At 36.5% G+C, this 19,807-nt stretch carries 13 protein-coding genes and 4 pseudogenes; 9 read left to right on the top strand and 8 right to left on the bottom strand.

The genetic code is table 11. From position 1 onward, the window contains the following. Positions 1-358: 358 nt before the first annotated feature. From NSQ61_RS20230 to NSQ61_RS06370, 4 genes and pseudogenes are all read right to left on the bottom strand, one after another. Positions 359-654, bottom strand: a pseudogene (locus NSQ61_RS20230) (AmiS/UreI family transporter). Further along, a pseudogene (locus NSQ61_RS06380) lies at positions 623-832 on the bottom strand (AmiS/UreI family transporter); the annotation flags it as partial. The pseudogenes NSQ61_RS20230 and NSQ61_RS06380, both read right to left, overlap by 32 nt. A gap of 37 nt (positions 833-869) precedes the next feature. After that, positions 870-1,988 carry an AAA family ATPase gene (locus NSQ61_RS06375; RefSeq protein ID WP_340806371.1) on the bottom strand — a complete coding sequence of 373 codons (1,119 nt, stop codon included), beginning with the start codon at positions 1,986-1,988 and terminating at the stop codon, positions 870-872. Between the two features lie 67 nt (positions 1,989-2,055). Next, positions 2,056-3,102 carry an aliphatic amidase gene (locus NSQ61_RS06370; RefSeq protein ID WP_063389505.1) on the bottom strand — a complete coding sequence of 349 codons (1,047 nt, stop codon included), beginning with the start codon at positions 3,100-3,102 and terminating at the stop codon, positions 2,056-2,058. Positions 3,103-3,374: 272 nt separating this feature from the next. Here NSQ61_RS06370 and NSQ61_RS06365 point away from each other — a divergent pair, with 272 nt between their 5' ends. The 4 genes from NSQ61_RS06365 (at position 3,375) to NSQ61_RS06350 (ending at position 10,553) form a co-directional block, all read left to right on the top strand. Continuing rightward, a complete protein-coding gene (locus NSQ61_RS06365) occupies positions 3,375-5,708 on the top strand; it encodes a transporter substrate-binding protein (RefSeq protein WP_340806369.1) in 2,334 nt (777 codons plus the stop codon). Positions 5,709-6,373: 665 nt separating this feature from the next. Continuing rightward, positions 6,374-7,822 (top strand): sensor histidine kinase, encoded by a 1,449-nt coding sequence (locus NSQ61_RS06360; protein ID WP_327856801.1) that lies wholly within the window; start codon positions 6,374-6,376, stop codon positions 7,820-7,822. 1 nt (position 7,823) lies between these two features. After that, positions 7,824-9,233, top strand: coding sequence for a response regulator transcription factor (locus NSQ61_RS06355; protein WP_144598014.1), 1,410 nt, complete (start codon positions 7,824-7,826; stop codon positions 9,231-9,233). A gap of 27 nt (positions 9,234-9,260) precedes the next feature. After that, entirely contained in the window at positions 9,261-10,553 is a 1,293-nt protein-coding gene (locus NSQ61_RS06350; protein WP_130156609.1) for an MFS transporter, read from the top strand. Between the two features lie 226 nt (positions 10,554-10,779). Here NSQ61_RS06350 and NSQ61_RS06345 read toward each other — a convergent pair whose 3' ends face one another. Together NSQ61_RS06345 and NSQ61_RS06340 are read right to left on the bottom strand one after the other, a co-directional pair. After that, the gene (locus NSQ61_RS06345; protein WP_130156611.1) at positions 10,780-11,667 is read right to left on the bottom strand and encodes a carbon-nitrogen hydrolase family protein; all 888 of its coding nucleotides are present in this window, start codon (positions 11,665-11,667) and stop codon (positions 10,780-10,782) included. A gap of 109 nt (positions 11,668-11,776) precedes the next feature. After that, positions 11,777-12,640 carry a polysaccharide deacetylase family protein gene (locus tag NSQ61_RS06340; RefSeq protein WP_130156613.1) on the bottom strand — a complete coding sequence of 288 codons (864 nt, stop codon included), beginning with the start codon at positions 12,638-12,640 and terminating at the stop codon, positions 11,777-11,779. 856 nt (positions 12,641-13,496) lie between these two features. Here NSQ61_RS06340 and NSQ61_RS06335 point away from each other — a divergent pair. Next, positions 13,497-13,958, top strand: a complete 462-nt coding sequence (locus tag NSQ61_RS06335; RefSeq protein ID WP_094245804.1) for a DUF523 domain-containing protein — start codon at positions 13,497-13,499, stop codon at positions 13,956-13,958. Between the two features lie 26 nt (positions 13,959-13,984). Here the strand turns inward: NSQ61_RS06335 and NSQ61_RS06330 are convergent, their stop codons facing one another. Continuing rightward, positions 13,985-14,149, bottom strand: a complete 165-nt coding sequence (locus NSQ61_RS06330) for a hypothetical protein (RefSeq protein ID WP_158640189.1) — start codon at positions 14,147-14,149, stop codon at positions 13,985-13,987. 626 nt (positions 14,150-14,775) lie between these two features. Here NSQ61_RS06330 and bioW point away from each other — a divergent pair. From bioW to NSQ61_RS06310, 4 genes and pseudogenes are all read left to right on the top strand, one after another. Further along, entirely contained in the window at positions 14,776-15,570 is a 795-nt protein-coding gene (bioW, locus tag NSQ61_RS06325) for a 6-carboxyhexanoate--CoA ligase (RefSeq protein WP_340806365.1), read from the top strand. A gap of 66 nt (positions 15,571-15,636) precedes the next feature. Next, positions 15,637-16,047 (top strand): aminotransferase class III-fold pyridoxal phosphate-dependent enzyme, encoded by a 411-nt coding sequence (locus tag NSQ61_RS06320; protein ID WP_340806363.1) that lies wholly within the window; start codon positions 15,637-15,639, stop codon positions 16,045-16,047. A gap of 222 nt (positions 16,048-16,269) precedes the next feature. Continuing rightward, positions 16,270-17,441, top strand: a pseudogene (gene bioF, locus NSQ61_RS06315) (8-amino-7-oxononanoate synthase). Between the two features lie 12 nt (positions 17,442-17,453). Continuing rightward, positions 17,454-17,591, top strand: a pseudogene (locus NSQ61_RS06310) (AAA family ATPase); the annotation flags it as partial. A gap of 186 nt (positions 17,592-17,777) precedes the next feature. On the opposite strand, the gene NSQ61_RS06305 reads toward NSQ61_RS06310, so the two are convergent. After that, positions 17,778-19,484, bottom strand: a complete 1,707-nt coding sequence (locus NSQ61_RS06305) for a sigma 54-interacting transcriptional regulator (RefSeq protein WP_340808070.1) — start codon at positions 19,482-19,484, stop codon at positions 17,778-17,780. Positions 19,485-19,807 lie beyond the last annotated feature (323 nt).

Genomic DNA, 19,807 nt, shown 5'->3' with positions numbered 1-19,807 from the left:
TAGAACAATACAGAAGGATTAAATAGGCATAAAATTGCTTTTCAAAATCAGGAATCTAAATTTTTCATCATCATCGAAATAAACCCTTTGTGTTGGTTGATCTTTATTGTTAACCAACACAAGAACACAATGATTGTTCAAGCCAATTAAATATTCGTCTTCATGCTGTTTTACAAGTCTTATTTTAATACAAAAGAAAATAATCAAATGCTAAAGTATAGAAAAAATCAATAGGTGATCCGAGCTCTATAATTAAGATTTTGTTGAAATGCTGTCTATTTTGACAGAAGTAGGTTTTGTGAATATAGATAGCGATAAAAGCTAGAATTGTTAAAATAGTTACTACGAAAGCAGTTTTTTATCCTACGAACTCCCATTGGTTATTGAGAAGAAGAAAGGGGGGAATAGTTGCTGTAATCCATGCTTGAATAAACGCGCTCCACCCAGTAAAGATAGCAATGTTCTTTTTTGTGCAAGCAGCAAGTAAAATAATGTCCATAGAAAGGACCACATAAGCCAAATAATACCGAATTTTATATCTTGCAGTTTAATAAAGTTTATATAGCTGTATCCTAAAGCAAGAATTGCTACCCATAGAGAGTACCAACCTAAACCTGAAGAGTTAAAGTTTTTTAGATTCGAAATTCCTAACATATAAATAAGTTAAACCAAAAAGAAAAATGCCGGATGCGTTTAAGATCATCCATGAATCTCCTGTAGATGTAAAAATGAGATAAAATGGTGTCATAACTTGCATCGATCCAATAAATAAGTTAAACACTCTCGCGCTTTTTTCATCGACTTTTCCCAATAGCATTAAACCATTGATACATAATACTGCACCACGACTTTATCCAGTGAAATAATTATCACTTGTCTTGTGCTGTTTCAAAGAGGATGAGATTGCCGTCCTTAATTTTTGCAATAAATTTGGTTGGGTGATCTTGATGTAATCTCTTGCTGATTTTTGCAGCTAAAGGAACTTCTATATATTTTCGAATAGCGCGTTTTAAAAATCTCGCGCCATATCGCTGATCAAATCCTTTTTTAATCAAAAATTTACGAGCAGATCCTTCGAGCTGAAGTGTGCAGTTGTATTTTTTTATTCTTCGGTTAATAGCTTGAATGTTAAGATCAAGAATATGTTCCAGCGCATCTTGTTTTAGCCACTGAAAGACAAAAATATCATCGAATCTGTTGATAAACTCAGGACTAAATCGTTTTTCTAATTGGGAAAAAACTATCGAGCGGAGAAAATCTTGTTCTGTTTTTCCAAAATTGGAAGGGCTTAAAAACCAAAGCAGTTTACGTAATCTATATTTTAAACTTTTATTTGCATAACTAATAATTTCTTTTGCCCCAATATTGCTTGTCATAAAGATCATGGCATTACGAAAATGAATAACCTTCTCTCCAGATGTCATAACGAGTATGCCGTTATCCATTACATTAAGCAGGGAATAAATCACTTGGTCATTTGCTTTCTCCAGTTCGTCAAAAAGAACAATTCCAGGTTTACTGTAGGATCCTTCAATTTTTTCCTTTTGAAATAAGGAGTTCCCCTCTTTGCTTCCTACATATCCTGGAGGTGCACCGGTTAGTGCCGCAGCATAGTGTTCCTGGGTTAGTGTATTCATGTCAATACGGCAAAAAGCCTCCGCATTTCCGTAAATAGCTTCACTAAGTACGCGAACGATTTCTGTTTTTCCAACCCCTGTAGGCCCAAGAAGTAAGGCTACATACAAAGGGCGGTTTTCTTCTGTAATATCCGTCCAAATTATATTTAACATTTCTTCTATACCTTCTAACACTTCATCTTGTCCCCAAATTTTTGAACGTATGTGTTGAATTACTTCGTTGACTTCAAAACGAAATCGGGTCACTAAGGGAGAAGAAGAATTAAAAGTTTCTGAATGGTTATCAGATGATATAGAATTTTGCTGGCGATTCTCATTTAAATCCTTTAATTTAGATGTTATAAATGTCATAGCATCATCTCCTGATTAGCGATCAGGAGGTCAAGTCCTAGAACCTGACCTCTTCTTCTTATCAAGATCATTTTCCAGTTGTTTTCTCAATTTCTTCATGAGGGATTCCTTCTATCGGACATTCCACAGTTCCCACTGTAGAGCGTGTAATCTTTTCTACATTTTCACGAGCCTTCTCTGCATCAAGCACCCAGGTGCGGTAAAAATCAAATGGACACTCTGCTAAACCGCGGCTGTCATCTCCCGATTGAATTAAACCGGTATACCCACGGTGAAGCAGTTTAAATAAGTGGTTTTGTGATTGCGAATTTTTGCGGAAATCACGGATTTGCGAAATCGACAGTTCCGCGTATTGGATTCCGTTTTCTTCTGTTCCGCATTCCCCTAATGTACGGCCATCAAAACCAACAATAGCTGAATGGCCAAAGTAAGAATAGACGCCGTCGAATCCAGATGCATTCGCAACAGCTACATACGTATTATTTGCCCATGCCATAGCCTTTGCCATAATGATTTGCTGTTCTTTTGAAGGATACATATAGCCTTGGCATCTCACAATAAGTTCAGCGCCTTTCATGGCGCAATCACGCCAAATTTCCGGATAGTTCCCATCGTCGCAGACAATTAAGCTTATTTTTATTCCTTTTGGTCCTTCTACTACATATGTTGTGTCTCCTGGATACCACGCTTCAATTGGACACCAAGGAATAATTTTTCGATATTTTTGTACAATTTCTCCTTTATTGTTCATTAAAATCAAGGTGTTATAAGGAGCTTTATTGGGATGATCTTCATGTCTTTCACCTGTTAAAGAAAATACCCCCCAAGTGTTAGCAGCACGACATGCTTGGGCAAATATTGCAGTCTCTTCTCCAGGAATGGAAGAGGCAGTATCGTACATTTCTTGCTCATCATACATAATTCCATGAGTGCTGTACTCTGGAAAAACGATTAAGTCCATACCAGGAAGTCCCTTTTTGATTCCTACAATCATGTCTGCTATTTTGCGACAGTTATCTAATACCTCATTCTTTGTGTGAAGACGAGGCATTTTGTAATTGACCACTGCTATACCAACTGTGTCATGGCTGCTTGAGATATCCCCATGTCTCATTTTTCATTACTCCTTTCTATAATTGAATGTAAAGCTGGAAACGTAGCCTATTGTTTTGTTTCCAGCTTTCTCGCTTATATTTACTGCAAGTAATATGCCAAATTTATAAATGCTTTATTTTTAGAATAGGAGGGAAAGGGAGGATTTCACTTTTGCGACATTATTGTTGATTAAATATTTGAAATATTATGAATTTTATAATAAGATTAAAGTGAAATAGGCATGTTTAATTTTTATACATTGTCGCAAATTGATACAAAAGAGGGATTTATATGAATATTTGCATCGGCTTTTTATTTTCATTAACGGGCATCACTTCCTTGACAGAAATTGGCCAATATCGAGCAGCTGTGTATGCTCTTGAAAAATTCCAAATAGACAACAGTAAATCAAATATTACCTTTACCTTTGAAGCAAGAGACATTCGTTCCGATCCAATTGAAAGCTATAGACAAGCATTAGATATGGCGCGTTCAGGGATAAAAGTTTTTGTAGGATGCTATACGTCCGCATGTCGGAAAGCTATTTTACCTGTTCTTGAACAATACGATTGCCTTTTAATATATCCGGCGCTTTATGAAGGACAGGAGATTCATCCAAATGTTTTCTATGTTGGAGAAATTCCCAATCAACAAATCACTTCACTGCTTAAATTTACGATTGAACAATTTGGCAAAAAAGTTTACCTAATTGGAAACGATTATGTTTACCCTAGATATACGAATCAACAAATTAGAGAGATGTTATATGAATTGGACGGGAAAGTGATTGGGGAAAAATATGTTCCATTAGGGCATAAAGAGTTCTCGACTTATTTGGAAGAGATTAAACATTCTTCTTCCAATGCAATATTGTCTACGCTTGTCGGGGAAAGTATATTACCTTTTTATAAAATGTATTATGAATTAGGATTCAATCCTGAGGAAATGCCTATTATCAGCCCAATTACAACAGAGCTGGAGATACAAGCAATGGGGCCAAAATATGCAGCTGGTCATTACAGTTGTTTTAGTTATTTCCAGTCATTAGATATTCCTGAAAACGATTTACTTGTAAAAGGCATGAAAGAAAAATATGGGTTGGATACTGTTATTTCCTCGGTTATGTGCAGTACTTACATAGGGGTTCAAATAGTATTAGACGCGATATGTCATTTACAATCTACAGAAAGAAAAAAAATCACAAAATATTTATATGAGAAAGAGTTTTCATCACCGAGTGGAAAAATTAAAATAGAATCTAATCATCATTTGTCAAGAGAAATGAGGATTGGAAAAGCAAAGGAAAATGGACAGTTTGAGATAGTTTGGAGCTCGGAAAAACAAATTTTTGCTAGACCGCTTTTAACAAATACGCTTTTTGATTCTGTAGATGAAGAAGATATATGGAAAGGTTTAGTCGAAGAAATAGGGAAAGAGGTATCTGATGGAATTATCGCTGTTGACCAAAATGATAAGATACTATACGTAAATCCCCATGCTTTTGAAATAACGAAAGCTAAATCCGGTGATCTTTTCGATGAAGCGAACCTATTGGATATTGGTTATGAAGTAATGAAAAGGAAAATGAGAAAGCCGTACAACGCTTTTTTGATTTTTATAAAGAAAAGATCAGGACAAGCTATTCAGCAGTCAAATGAAAAATACCATTTTGGAAAAATAGCAACTTACAATCCGGCCTTTCAAAAAGAGCTCCGCATTGCTTCGATCTCCTCACAATTTGACGCCAATGTATTGATATTTGGGGAAACAGGAACTGGTAAAGAAGTTTTGGCAAGAACGATTCATGAGCAAAGCCCTCGCCGAAATGGACCGTTTATTGCTTTGAATGCCGGTGCTATTCCAAGAGAACTGATTGCCAGTGAGTTATTTGGATATGTGGAAGGAGCATTTACTGGTTCAAAAAAGGGTGGAAGCGTTGGGAAGTTTGAAGCTGCCAACGGGGGCACATTGTTTCTTGATGAAATTGGAGAGATGCCATTAGAATTGCAAGTAAGCCTTCTTAGAGTGTTGGAGGAGCGAAAAGTCGTTCGCATAGGTGACTATAAAGAACGTCCAGTTAATGTAAGGGTCATTGCTGCAACAAACCGCAATCTAAAAGAGGAGATTGCTTACCAAGGTTCTTTCCGTTCTGACCTGTATTATCGATTAAATGTATTTACTATTCAGATTCCTCCGCTTAGACACCGATTAGAAGATATCCCTTATTTATCTGCACAATTTTTGCACCAGTTTCATCAGTATTATGGAAAAGGACCACTAGAGTTATGCGATTCCGCATTGCAAATGCTTCAGTCCTATTATTGGCCAGGAAACATTCGTGAACTGAAAAACGTGATGGAAAGGGCATTTCTTTTAGCAATTCATGAGACGAAAATCTGTCCTATGCACTTGCCTGAAGACTTCCAAAGCTCCAGTACAATAAAACAATCTCATGTAGTTGGCAATCTAAAGTCTTTGGAAAAACAAATGATCGAGCAAGTTCTCCAAGAAACAAAAAATATGACGGAAGCTGCGAAAATACTTGGTGTAACTCGTAGCACATTATACCGAAAAATGAATAAATGGAACATCCGCAAAAAACATTTTAAAAACAGTAGTAATTGATTTTGTGTCAGCTGTTGTCAGAAAATAGTGAGCCTGTAATATATTACACGGCTCTCTTTCAATTTCAATGTAAAAACTCTATTTTAGTTTTTACATTCTCCTTACATTCCTCTTTAACAACAAGCGATCTCTACATTTTTCATCAAAAATATTACCAAAAGGACGATCAAAAGCCTCAATTTGAAAATGGACTTAATGGTTTAAGTATTATGATAATAAATTGTATACATATGAGTGGGGTGCTAGCATTTATTAGTAAATAAGCAGTCTGTAACGCAGCTTGTTTGTTGTAATCTTATAAAGGTACGAATATGACAACCGATAAATTAAAACCGAAAATTCATTGAATTTTGATATATCAATTGTAAAATTAAACGAAAATATATTTTTTTCTAATGGTGGTTCTTATCTTTTTTTTAATGAAAGTTTAATAGCTTTTTTACTGTATATCTTATTTGATGGATGTAGCAACATTTCTTATATTCCCTGTTGATTGCTCATGGACCAAATGTTTAAAGTTAAAAGTAACACTGGTATACGAAGCAACGGGCTGGGAAAAAGATATCTTAAGATTCAAAATCTATATCGATTCACTTCCCATGAATACGGAAATGAAAAACATTCATAAAAAGAGAAATTTGATATTCTTTAAAGGGGGGCGCTCCGTGTACTTCAGTATCAAATATAAATATATCGTACTTTATTTCATTCTCACCATTTTTCCCCTCGTTATATGTGATCTATTAATTTATCAAATTTGGACAACAAAATTTTACAACAATACTGTTGAGTCTCAGACGAAAATAATTAAGCAGCTGAATCGCTCTTTAGCACTTTTCAAAAAAAATGTTGAATCCACTAGTCATGGGTTTTCTATTATCGAATCAGGATTGTTGCAGGAATTCCTTCAAGGCGTTGACTTCAATGTGCCTGCCGATCTGATAATCACGGACCACGGGAAAATTGTCTATTCTGCAAACTCGTGGAAAAATGATAATAGTTTGCTTGAAACAGTGAAAAACAAAGAATCTGTCAACGGCAAAGTCAGTGGGAATTTTACGTTCAAAGAAAGTGGCCGAAATATGCTCGTGATTTATAACCATGATCCGGAGACGAATCTCTCTGTAATTAGCGTAACTGAAGCATCTAAAATATTAGAAAAAAATGAAAATAACAAAAAATTAATGGTTTATATCATTATCAGCAGCATTGTGGTCAGCATATTTTCAATTATACTCATTTCATTTCATGTGACTTCCCCCATTCGTTCTCTCAGAAAAGAAATCAAGGCGATAGAAAATGGGGATTTTAATCACTCGTTTGATCGAGATGTAATGATCAGAGATGAAATATGGGAAATTGAAATAAGCTTTCATAAAATCATGTTAAAATTAAAGGAACAAGCGAGGATTCAGTATCAATTAATCTCATTAACGAATCAAGCAAAATTCAAGGCATTGCAGTCACAAATCAATCCGCATTTTCTTCATAATGCATTGGAAACAATTAATTCGTTGGCCATTATTCATAATGTTCCGCTAATTGCCCAAATTTCTAGGTCGTTATCGAAAATGTTCCGGTACAATATGATGCAGGATACTGAAGAAGTATTAATCAAAGACGAGTTGGATCACATGGACAATTATCTAAATGTTCAATTAATACGATTTGACGGTTTTATAGAATGTGAACGACAAATCGATCCACAAATTCTAGAATACAAAATCATCAAATTTGTTCTCCAACCGATCGTTGAAAACTGTTTCATCCATGGGTTCAAAAATTTAACTGATAAAGGAATGATTCGAATTGAAGGCAAAATCAATGAAAACAAGCACATTGTCATCAGCATTTCCGATAATGGACCAGGTATTCCGGAAGAAAAGTTGCAAAAGCTAAACGAGGAACTGAAAACGTTTACTTTGGATAATAAACACCCTCCAACCAATAAAGAAAGTAACCGAATCGGAATTTTCAATGTAAACAATCGTTTGAAAATTGCTTATGGGGAAGAATACGGCCTTCAGTATCACAATATTTCACCGCATGGACTATGCGCGGTTATCACGATACCAATTCATAATCGTAAACAGCAGGAAGAGGAGAGTGGTTGATATGCTGCGCATGTTGACTGTGGAAGATGAGCCTTGGATTAGCAAAGGAATAGAGAAGATGCTGCCATGGCAGCAATACAATATTCAAATAGTTGGAAACGCAAGAAATGGGAAAATCGCTTTGGATCTCATCAAACTATATAAACCTGATATCATTATCACGGACATCAGAATGCCTGTCATGGATGGTTTGTCCATGCTGGAACAATTGAACAAGGAAATGACATCGTATCCCAAAATTATTATTATTTCCGGTTACAACGATTTCGATTATGCCAAAAGAGCGATCAAATACGGCGTTTCCAATTATATATTAAAGCCGATCGATCCGGAAGAGCTGAAAACAACCATTGAAAACATCAAGAATCAGATTGAAAGAGAAAGGCAGGAGCGAGAAAACATTAGTATAATCCAGTTGAAAAATTATATTTATGAGCGAATCTCTAATAGAGAAAAACATATGGATGCTGATGTAGTGTTTCCTTGCAAATATTATTTGTTTATTTTTTCCTTAGTCCCTATTTCGAATGAGGAACTGAAAAACATTGGCAGGAATTTTCTTTTACGTATGGGTTCCCAACATATCTACGTAGTCTATGAAGATTCCTCAGAGGCGTTAATAAACATTATAAAAACAAACATAAAACAATTGCAGAAGCGTTATCCTTGTGGCGTGAGTCAAATACATGAAGGCGAGGATCTTTCCGTTGAACATGCATATAAAGAAGCTATTCAGAATCTAAAATATTATCGAGAAGACGAAAAGAATGTGTCAAATCATGTTTTTTTAAACATTGAGGATGAAAGTAAATTGCTCTTGGCATTGAAACAGGGAGAGAAAAGAGTGTTTACTCAGCATTTGAACGAAATTTTGGACAACAATCAAACTTTGGAAGCACATTGGTTTATCCTGTTTCAGCTTTATATAGAGATATCCAAATATTTCAACATTGATAATAGGCTCGATCAGAATAAAGCATGGTTACAGGAATTCAAGTCGATTTCTCAATGGGATGACTTGTATAGGTGGAAAGCAATATTTTTTGATCCACTGATCGACTATATTCTATACAAGTGGGACAAATATTCCAAAGATTATTCCCTTCAAGTAAAAATATTTATTGAGCAAAACTATCACAATTCTTCACTGTCCCTAGATATGGTAGCAGAGTATTTGGAACTTTCGCCATCGTATCTCAGTTGGTTGTTTAAAAAAGAGACCGGAATCAATTTCACCTCCTACATTGCCAAAAAAAGAATTGAGGAGGCAAAGAAGCTTTTAATTCAAACTAAACTGAACTTATATGAGATCAGTAAGGCAGTCGGCTTTAACGATGTAAAATACTTTATCAAAGTATTTAAAAAAGAGGTGTCTTTAACACCGATTCAATTCAGAGAATTGAACACATAAGATGGAAATAGTACGGAGGTATTATAAGTGAAGAATGATATTCAAGGTTATAGCATGTTTGTAACATTAATAGCATTTATCGGATGGACAATTTCCGCGATGGATACCTCCATATTTTTCTTCGTGGCTCCACATTTAATGGAGGAGTTTGACTTTTCTTTAACTGAATTTGGCATTATTGTTGCGGCAGGATTCATTGTCGCTATTGTGTTCAATATTGTGGTAGGTCCTTTGATGGATTACTTCGGAAGAAAAGTAGTTTTTCAATGGATTTTATTTTTGGTGTCGATTGGCACCTTTTTGACTGGTTTATCTTGGAATTTTGAATCACTGACTATTTTCAGAATTCTTGCAACCGGAAGTGCTTTTGCAGAATATGCGGTGGGCGCCACTATTTTAATTGAATCAGTTTCTGCCAAGCATCGGGGGTGGATCGTCGGGATTATGGCAGCGGGTTGGCCTGCCGGGACAGCAATTTCTACCCTTTTGTCAATATACGTTGTACCAGAATGGGGGTGGAGAAGTGCTTTTTATCTCGCATCTATTCCTGCATTTCTAGTTATAGTCGTCCGTTTGTATATCAAAGAACCTGTTAGATTCAAGGAATTGGTTAAATTTAGACAAAGTATTAAATCATATACTGCCGAAACAAAGGAAATTGTGAGCCAAAACAGATTTAAAATAAATAAAGAAGAGGTTCTAAAATTTACGTATTTGCAGCTAATGAAAGGGGAGCTACTTAAAAATACCCTATTAATCTGGGTATATATGAATCTTGTTGTGATTGCATATGGTTTGTTAATCTGGTTTGCTCCCTATTGGATGAATTATGCGTTTGAATTAAATTGGAATGAAGCAATATGGACTGTAGGGGCGGGAAGTTTAGTTAGCATGTTAGGTTTTGTTTGTTGCGGATGGCTCAGCGGGATTATTGGCATCAGGTATGCCAATCTGTTATTTATTGTCATTTCCATACCACTGACCATTTGGATGACATTTTTTGCTCAAACATTCAATGCTTTTTTGCCTGCCTATTTGTTATGGAACTTTTTTGGCGCGGGCATATGGGGAACCATTCCAAGAATTTTTACAGAAGCTTTCCCTACAAGAGCCAGGGGCACTGGTTCATCGATCGGTTCCGCTTCTTGCTGGCTCGGCTGGGCTGTCATCAGTTATTTGGCACCTCATATTATTGAAGCAAACGACTATTACACAGCCATTTCGTTTTCTGGTATCATTTTATTACCGTTAGCACTTATTCCTCTATGGATTATTCGAGAAATTCCTTCTTCAAGTGAACTGGAAGATTATATATCTTGAATGGGGTGACTTTGTCCTGATACAAAATTAAAGGAAATGATATCGTAACAAAGATTGTGTATCAAGTGCAAGCAACAATTTTTTACACTCGGTTGTTTCAATACATCTATCAAGTAACAACGTATTTAACCGTTCGAAAGGACATTGAGAATTTTAAAAAATATTAATATACTGCATTCGTTCTATAACGAAAAAATGCATACCCCGAAAGGTACGCATTTTTTCGTTATTTTTTTCGGTTATATGATCTGTAAGGTTCATATTTAGTGTAAATATTTTCTCTTCGGGTACGGTCAACGAACGTAGTAGCAGCACCGGTTTTTCTATTTACATACAATTCATCTATATCTACAGTTCCTGTCACGACCATATTTTTGTTGGTTTCTCCTTCAGAAACGATACCGTTTGGAGACCAAGCCGAATCGCAAGGGCTCAAGATCGACGCTCTTCCAAATCCATTCGGTAAAGGTGTACCCGGCTCACCAACAGTTGGACAGTGCACGAAATACACTTGATTCTCGATGCATCGAGCTTGTGCACAATGACGAACACGCCAAAAACCATGCTCCGTAAATGTATAGGAAGGACAGAAGATAATTTCTGCACCATTAATGCTGTAGATTCTTGAAATTTCCGGAATTTCAGCCTCATAACAAACAGCAAGTGCAATTTTGGCAGGGCCAATCTCGAAAACTGCTAATTCATCGCCTTCTGAGGTTTTCCAGTCGCTTTCCGAAGGAAAAATATGAGTTTTTTTGTGTTCAATATAGGTACCGTCTGGTTTAAAAATATAGGCAATGTTGTAATACTTGTCGTCTCTTCGCTCCAAGTGTGATCCACCAATGATTACCTGCTTTTTTTCTACCGCCAACTCGATAAAGAGTTGTTTATAATCATCAGTGTATTTGTCAATCAAAATAAGATCTCTTGCTGTTAATTTTTCGCTGTCTGGAAAGCTGGTCAGCAAACCGACGGTAAATAGTTCGGGAAAGATCACATAGTCGGATTGCTGTGGAACTTGCTCGATCAATTCAACAACTTGATTTTTAAAATCATCAAAACTTTTTGTTCGTTCTACACGAAACTGGCAAGCGGATATGGTTACTTTTCTCATTTTTTTCCTCCAAGAATTAATTTTGTAAATGATCCTCCGTAAGCTAAATTGATTTATTTTACGGAGGATGTAAGTGTGTACGGAATGTATCTTTTATGAGCGAAGTATATTATTCTTCGTAGAAGTTGTCATAGATTTCACCGAGAGTCGCAAACCATGCACCGCGGGATTCCATATATTGAATCAATTTTTCTAACATTTGGATCATATGTGCTCGTCCGATTGTTTGCGGGTGTGTCGTCAACACGAAACAAGCCCCTTCTTCTTGATCACATGCATAATCGAAAATGGATGCCCAACGCTCAAAAATATCTTGGGCAGGTCTTTGCCCTTCTTGTATACCTGTTATATATTCTACTTGTGGAAAATCATCGAGGTACCAAGAAACAGGGATTTCCAATATGGTGCTTTCTTTCAAGAAAACGTTCGCTTTATCAGCGTTTACTTCTACCGGTCTCGGCCAGTAAGGATGAAGATCATTTCCCATCAAACTGCTATCGTATTTAAACCCATATTTTTCTAAAATACTCAATGTATTTGGACTAAAATCCCAATAAGGAGATCTGTAGCCACGCGGTTTCACGCCGATTTTGGCGAGGGATTCCAACCCCATTTGCATGATTTTGTCTTCTTCTTCATAGCTCATTGTGGTAGGATTTTCATGAACATACCCGTGATGGCCAATTTCATGGCCACGAGCCGCTACCTCTTTGCAAATGTCAGTGAATGTATCCACAGTATGACCTGGAATAAACCAAGTTGTTTTGATGCCGTATTTGTCAAACAGTTTTAACAATCTTGGGGCACCAACTTCAGCGCCGAACTCACCACGTGACATGTAGGCAGGAGAAGTGAGGTTAAAAGAACCGATCCAGATGGATTGTGCATCAAAGTCACACCCAATGTTTACTGCTACTCTTTTTCCTTTCGGAAGCTTTACTTTTCCGTTTCGTTGTTTTCCGATTTTTTGCATTATATTTCCTCCCTTATTTGTTAAATTTGATTGCGCTTTCATTATAGTTTTAAGATTAAGGGTTTGAAAATTCCGATTATTTTAGCATAGTGTAAAATTATTTGATTTTTCATTTAACAACATTTTTTGTCGGATTATTCCAAAACAAAGAAGCTGCTTCAAACGTCAATGCTAACAGCAGAAGAAGGCACCGTTTGCTTATATTGTTTATGTTTCGGATATTTTAGGAAATTTCGATCAGCGCTTTGAAAAATTCAAGAATGCGTCAAACTGACAAGTTTTGTTCAAAATAATTAAATCGATACCTGACTCATTACGAATTATGTTCTAGATTGTTAAACAAGAGAGCCCTTAATATTGAACTCTATTTCAAATTTTTGATCAGAAAATTATTAATCTAAACATTGTGGAGGAAGAAACGGGAGATTATTAAAAGAGGTCAGAATGACTAATAAAGCCTTAGCTTTGTGCAAAAAGGAAGCAGTTTTATTTGCCTGAGATCTAGGTTCGTTTAGCAGGGTGTAAAAATTTACACATAAATTTTAACTGGGCTGTATGTCTCGACATTTGAAACTATGTGCAAACTATCGGAAAAAAGAGAAAAGCGGTAAAAATTTACGAAAGTTTTCTATAGTTAGTATGTTAGTAATTAGTAATAGCAATTCCAAAATTAGATACGTATATTGAAGTTACATATCGAAACAACATCATTTGGTATATAATAGAACTGAAGAAGATATCATAATTGGGTCATTTTCATTAGTGAAGCCGTTAGCCAAAAAATTTGTTCCGATATAGCAATTTATAATTGTAATAGGTATAACATAAGAAAATTAATTGCAAAAGAGGTGATTTGATGATATTAGTAAGCTCCTGTTTAGCGGGGTTAGAAGTGAGGTATAATGGGACGCATTGTTTACATAATAAAATATGGAAATTAGTTCAGGAGAAGAAAGCCGAAATGGTTTGTCCTGAAATATTAGGCGGATTTTCGACTCCTAGAGAACCTGCAGAGATCATCGGTGGAAATGGGGAGGATGTACTGGATGGAAAGGCGAAAGTAGTGGATCGGTCAGGCAACGATGTGACAGAGCTTTACATAAAGGGCGCTTATGCGGCTTTAAAAAAAGCAAAAGAAATAAAAGCAACATTAGTAGTTCTCAAAGAGAATAGTCCGTCCTGCGGCAGTTCAATGATTTATAACGGCGAATTTACTGGAAAGAAAATGGTTGGAAGTGGGGTAACAGCTGCTTTACTAAAGAGAAACGGGTTTCAGGTCATTTCAGAAGAACAATTTGCTGAACTAGATTCTTTTTAACTACGAGTTGAATTGGAATCGATTTTTTAAAAGTCCGCTTTTTCCTGTTCATATAATTTAGATTGATAGAATAACGAACGAATCCTTGAATTGTTCAATTGAATGCCAACAATACCCGTTGTTTGTGCAACAGTTGGTTTGTCATTTTTTAGAGAAAGACCGGATGCTATATCATTGAGTTGTTTGTCCATCTGGGTAATCTTTTTTTCGACTTGGTCCAACCGCTCATTTATTTCGGTCAATTGCTGCTTTGTTAGTTCAAACTGTTGATCAACTTGTTTGATTTAAAACGTTAATCGATTTGTTCAAAGCGCTGCCTTGTTTCCCGTATGATTTTTTAGTTGCTCCGCTAATTCCTTCAACGCTTGTAAAATCATCTTAGCTATAAGATGGGCTCAAATTTCTTCATTTTTATTAACATGCTCCAGCGATTTCAACGAAGACCACATTATTTTTTTCAAATCGGCATTGAACTGATAATGAATGAGAAAAGCGAGGAATAATCATATCCTTTTAGACGGCATTTTTTAAGATAAAAACATTTTGCAAAGCATTCCTACTCAGCTTAACCGCTTATCTTCAATAAAAGCTCCTTTCACCCGAGACTGGCTGCCATTTTGAGTGCGTATTTTAGTTAACCAATTGACATTAATAGATAACAATTTTATCATTTAATTGTTAACCATTTTATTTTAAAAGTTAACATAAAACAAAAGATTGTAGGTTGAAAAATTAGAAATAGCTTTTTAATTAGTTTAATGAATTTTGAAGGAATTTCTTTGACATAAAATAAATGACGGAGGCTGGAGGCCAACGAATGAAAGAGGAAAGGTATTATAGTGTCAGAATGAGAGCTGCCAAGAATGGACCTCATGAACATGGCGGAAAACATATATCTGGTGGAGAACTGCTTTCAACCTATAGTGATTTAAAAAATTCAGTAAATGCTTTATTAGAAAAGGGACTTCATCACTCAAGAGGTACTCCGGATTTTATGCAAATTCAATTTGAATCTATTCACGAACCGATTAAACGAATTCAACCATTACATATTGACACAAATGAGGCAGATACAGTAGAGAAAGGGCGAAAGTTGTCTAGGCTGCTTTTGGAGAAAGTCGGTATCGAAAGACGGGTTATTGAAAAAGCATTTACAGAATGGACGAAATATTCAGGAATGAGAGGCGCTATATTAATTGATGTTCATTCAGGAAAACGTATTGATAATAGGCAGGAAAAGGGAGTGCGTGTTTCAAGAATCGATTGGATGAAGACGAATTTTGAACATTGGGCAGACTACTTTCATGTGCCCAAGAGTACAAGAATCAGGGAAGCACTTGTGATTGCCACAAAGGTGTGTGCGCATCCGGCTACCATCGCTGAACTATGTTGGTCAGACGATCCTGAATATACTACTGGCTATGTTGCAAGTAAAAAGCTGGGGTATCAACGGATTACAAACCTAAAAGAATATGGAGATGAACGCGGCTGCCGCATCTTTTTTGTTGATTGCAGGAAAGATCTGAATGCCTATATTCACTATTTAGAAAAACAGCCAGTCTTTATTCATTGGGAGGTAGAGAATGAAACAACAATTAATCGAAAAAAGTAAAAAATATCTATGACTGCCTTTTACACAGATGATGATCATCCTTTAATAATTGAAAGCGGCTAAGGAATGAAAGTTAAAGATATTGAAGGAAAAGAATATATGACGGCTTTTCTTCCGTTTGACTTAACGTACATGGTCATCGTAAAAAAAGAACTGGACGAAGCAATTAAAAAAAGCTCGAAAAAATTGCCCACTCCACATTTTTTAGGCATGACAAATGTTCCAGCAACAGAGCTTGCGGAAAAGCTCATTCAAATAAGTCCTGAAAAGCTGACGCGTGTTTTTTATTCAGATAGCGGAGCTGAAGCGATGGAAATTGCACTTAAGATGGCGTTTCAATATTGGAAAAATATCTATAAGCCAGAGAAACAAAAGTTTATTACAATGCAAAACGGCTATCATGAGGATACGGTCGGCTCCATAAGTGTCGGTTCCATCCAGCTTTTATCATCAAGTATATGGGACATTTATGTTTGAAAGTTTTAAGGCACCTATTCCTTACGTTTATCGGTCAAAAAGCGGCGATCCGAAACATTGTCGTGATGAATGCTTAAACATACTTGAACAACTGCTTAAGGAAAAGCATCAGGAAATTGCGCACTAACAATTGAATCAATGGTCCAAGGATGGAAGAAGCAATTGTCACGGGTAACAGAAAAAGAGGTTTTGCTTTTTAAAGACATAATGAGGTGACAAGCGTTGAACTTTAATGGGTGGTTAAACGACCGTTTAGCGAAGACAAAGGAATCCGGCTTGTATCGGACGCTTAGAACAATGAATACTGCACCTAGTCCCGAAATGTACGTAGATGGCCAAAAGTACATAGTATTTTCCTCAAACAACTATCTGGGCTTGGCTAATGATTCACGCTTGATTCTTGCAGCAGAAAAGGCATTGCACGAGTTTGGGGTTGGGAGCAGCGGCTCGAGGCTAACGACAGGCAATACGCAGTGGCATCAAAAGCTTGAAAAAAGATTTGCAGATTTCAAACAGACTGAAAGTGCCTTGCTGTTTTCAAGCGGTTATTTGGCGAATATCGGTGTGCTTACTTCATTGCCTGAAAAAGGTGATGTTATTTTTAGCGATCAATTAAACCATGCGAGTATTATCGATGGATGTCGTCTCTCACAAGCGGATACCGTCATTTATAACCATGTAGATATGGAAGATTTGGAAAAAAATTAAAAGAAACAAATTCATCACGGCGACGCTTTATTGTCACAGATGGTGTCTTTAGTATGGATGGTACCATTGCGCCTTTAGATAAAATCATGTCACTTGCTCAACGTTATCATGCATTTGTCATTGTGGATGACGCACACGCAACAGGAGTTTTAGGAGAAAACGGCAGGGGAACAAGTGAATTTTTTCACGTCTTTCCGGATGTAGTGATTAGCACTTTAAGTAAAGCGGTTGGAACGGAAGGCGGGGTCGTTTCTGGATCGAAGGTTTTCATTGACTTTTTGCGAAATCATGCCAGAACCTTTATCTTTCAAACCGCACTATCACCATCTATTTGTGCAGCTTCATATACAGCATTGGAAATCATCGAACATAGTAAAGAAAAACGACAGCAATTGCTTATAAAAGCAAAACGAATAAAAACTAGTTTACAAGAAATGGGGTACACCGTGAAGGGAGATCATACACCAATTATTCCTGTATTGATCGGAGATGCTCATAAGGCTGTCATATTTGCAAAAAGATTACAAGAAAAAGGAATATATGCCCCGGCGATTCGACCGCCGACTGTACCTATTGGAGAAAGCAGAATTCGGTTAACGGTGACCGCGGACCATAGCTTAAAGGAGATAGATTATTTGTTGCATGCATTTAAATTAATCGGAAAAGAGTTGAATATGATCAAATGAAAGGTTTTTTTTATAACAGGAACTGATACTAGTGTTGGAAAAACGATAATAGCTTGCGGACTAGCAGCTGTATTAAAAGAGAAGAGAATGAATGTCTGCGTCTTTAAACCGTTTTTAAGCGGTATTTCGCATGATGATCCAACAAGCGATCAAGTCTTTTAAAAGGGAATCTCAAAGTCGAAAATTGACTTATGAGACACCCCATGTAAAAATTCTACTCCTTTAATATAGAGCGTTTGAAAAAAATGAGGACGCTTCTTTTGATTAGGCAACTGCAAATTATTTTTCTCCGGCACAACAGAATAAAATCTTTAGATGAGCAGAAATCGAGATTGTTTATATGTTTGCTTTTTTTGGATCTAAACCCCATCTCTTTAACTTTTTGACTAATGTGGAATGGTCGATGCCGAGTTCTTTTGCCGCAATCCGTAGTGATGGATGTTTTTTGATCACATCTTTTACAATTCGCTGTTCAAATTTTTCCACGCGCTGTTTCAGCGTCAAAGCTTCTTCACCGTCTTTTTGATCATGAATGTGCAAAGGAAGATGGTGCGGTTCGATCAATTGAGAGGGAACCGATACGATCATGCTTTCTATTAAATTTTTCAATTCTCGGACGTTTCCAGGCCAATGGTAGCTCGTTAAAGCCTTCTTAGTTTCTTTTGACAATGTTTTATCGACATGGTAAAGCTTGCAAAAGTATGAAAAGAAATGATCAATAAGCGGTGATATATCTTCTTGGCGTTCAGATAAGGGCGGAACAGTTATTTCAACAACATGCAGACGGTAATAAAGATCCTCACGAAATTTTCCTTCTGAAACAAGTTGCTTTAAATCTTTGTTCGTTGCAGAAATAAATCGAATATCAAGCTTAATTGGCTCCCTGCCTCCTATTCGCTGAATTTGCTTTTCTTGCAATACTCGTAATAACTTTACCTGCAAAGAGAGAGGCATTTCTCCTACTTCGTCAAGCATAACGGTTCCGCCGTCCGCCAATTCAAGCAGACCAATTTTCCCCTCTTTATTCGCACCAGTAAATGCACCTTTTTCATAGCCGAATAGTTCAGATTCAAGCAGATGTTCAGGAATGGCCCCGCAATTCACTTTAATAAACGGCTTTTGTTTCCGTTGGCTGTGATGATGGATAAAATTGGCGATCACCTCTTTTCCTGTTCCGGAAGGGCCTGTTAAAAGGACGCTTGTTGGAAAAGGCGCCACTTGTTTTACTTTCTCATAAATGTTTTTCATTTTTTTGCTGTTGCATATAAACATTTGTTCTGATCCGTTCACATGAGCCGAAAAACGGTTTTGGTTTATTTCGGAAATACTTTTTGCTTTTTCTAACTCTTTTCTAAGTTTATTTAATTGTGTGATATCCCTTACGCTCGTTACTACGAGCTCAACGTCTCCTTGATCATTAAATACCGGATTTCCGGTGACAATGACATCTTTTTTGCCTCCTATTTTTTGCATAATGGAAATTTGTTTCTTTTTTTCCAAAACTAAGAGAGATACTGACTGGTCAATATAACCATTCGTCATCAGATCCCTCATATGCCTTCCGACCAGTTCTGTGCGTTCAAAACCTGTAATCTCTTCATATGCGGAATTAACATAGATCGTAATCCCTTCTTGGTCAACAACATAAAGGCCGTCAGTTGAAAACTCGATAATCGCCTCAAGCTGTGTTAGTAGGCTGCGATATTGCTCGATTTCAGTAATATCTTGAATAACACTGATCGCACCGATGCGCTTGCCGTTTTGATACAGAGGAGTCCGGTTTACCATACATTGTCTGTCCGCTAGTATCATTTTTTGACCGATTGAACGATCGCCGCTTTCCACAACCTCCAAAATTTTTGTGTGAGGGACGAGTTCTTGAATATGCTTTCCTTCCCAGTTTCCATTTTCCGCTTGCAATAACTTTTTTGCAGCAGCATTCATCACAACAATGTTTCCTTTTCGATCGACGACAACTACTCCGTTATGCATGCATGAAAAAATATTTTCCCAAGTTAAGGAATTAATAGAGTTTGCTTTGATTATAATCACAACCTTTCATCTGATTGGTGAATTTTTTCAACCGTTTGGTGAATAATTTCACCATATATTTTCGATAATTTCGATTATTAATCCTTTTTTATGGTGAAATTTTTCAACAGTTTTCAGTAAAGAAGCTTAAAAATCCCTTTGTTTGTAAGAAGCTTTTTTTGGCATGCATTTTGCATTTAAATTGATGAGCAAAAAATAAGGAGGGGGAAAGTAGAACGAATGATGAATGAATAGAAAAAAAGAATATACTGCCTCTATTCTTTCAGCAGTATTTCTTGTACTGTATAAAGAAAGCGCTTACGGAATTTGGAATA

It is taken from the genome of Aeribacillus sp. FSL K6-1121, assembly GCF_038003725.1.
Classification (GTDB): Bacteria; Bacillota; Bacilli; order Bacillales; family Aeribacillaceae; genus Aeribacillus; species Aeribacillus composti.
This window is presented reverse-complemented; position numbering and strand designations above follow the sequence as displayed.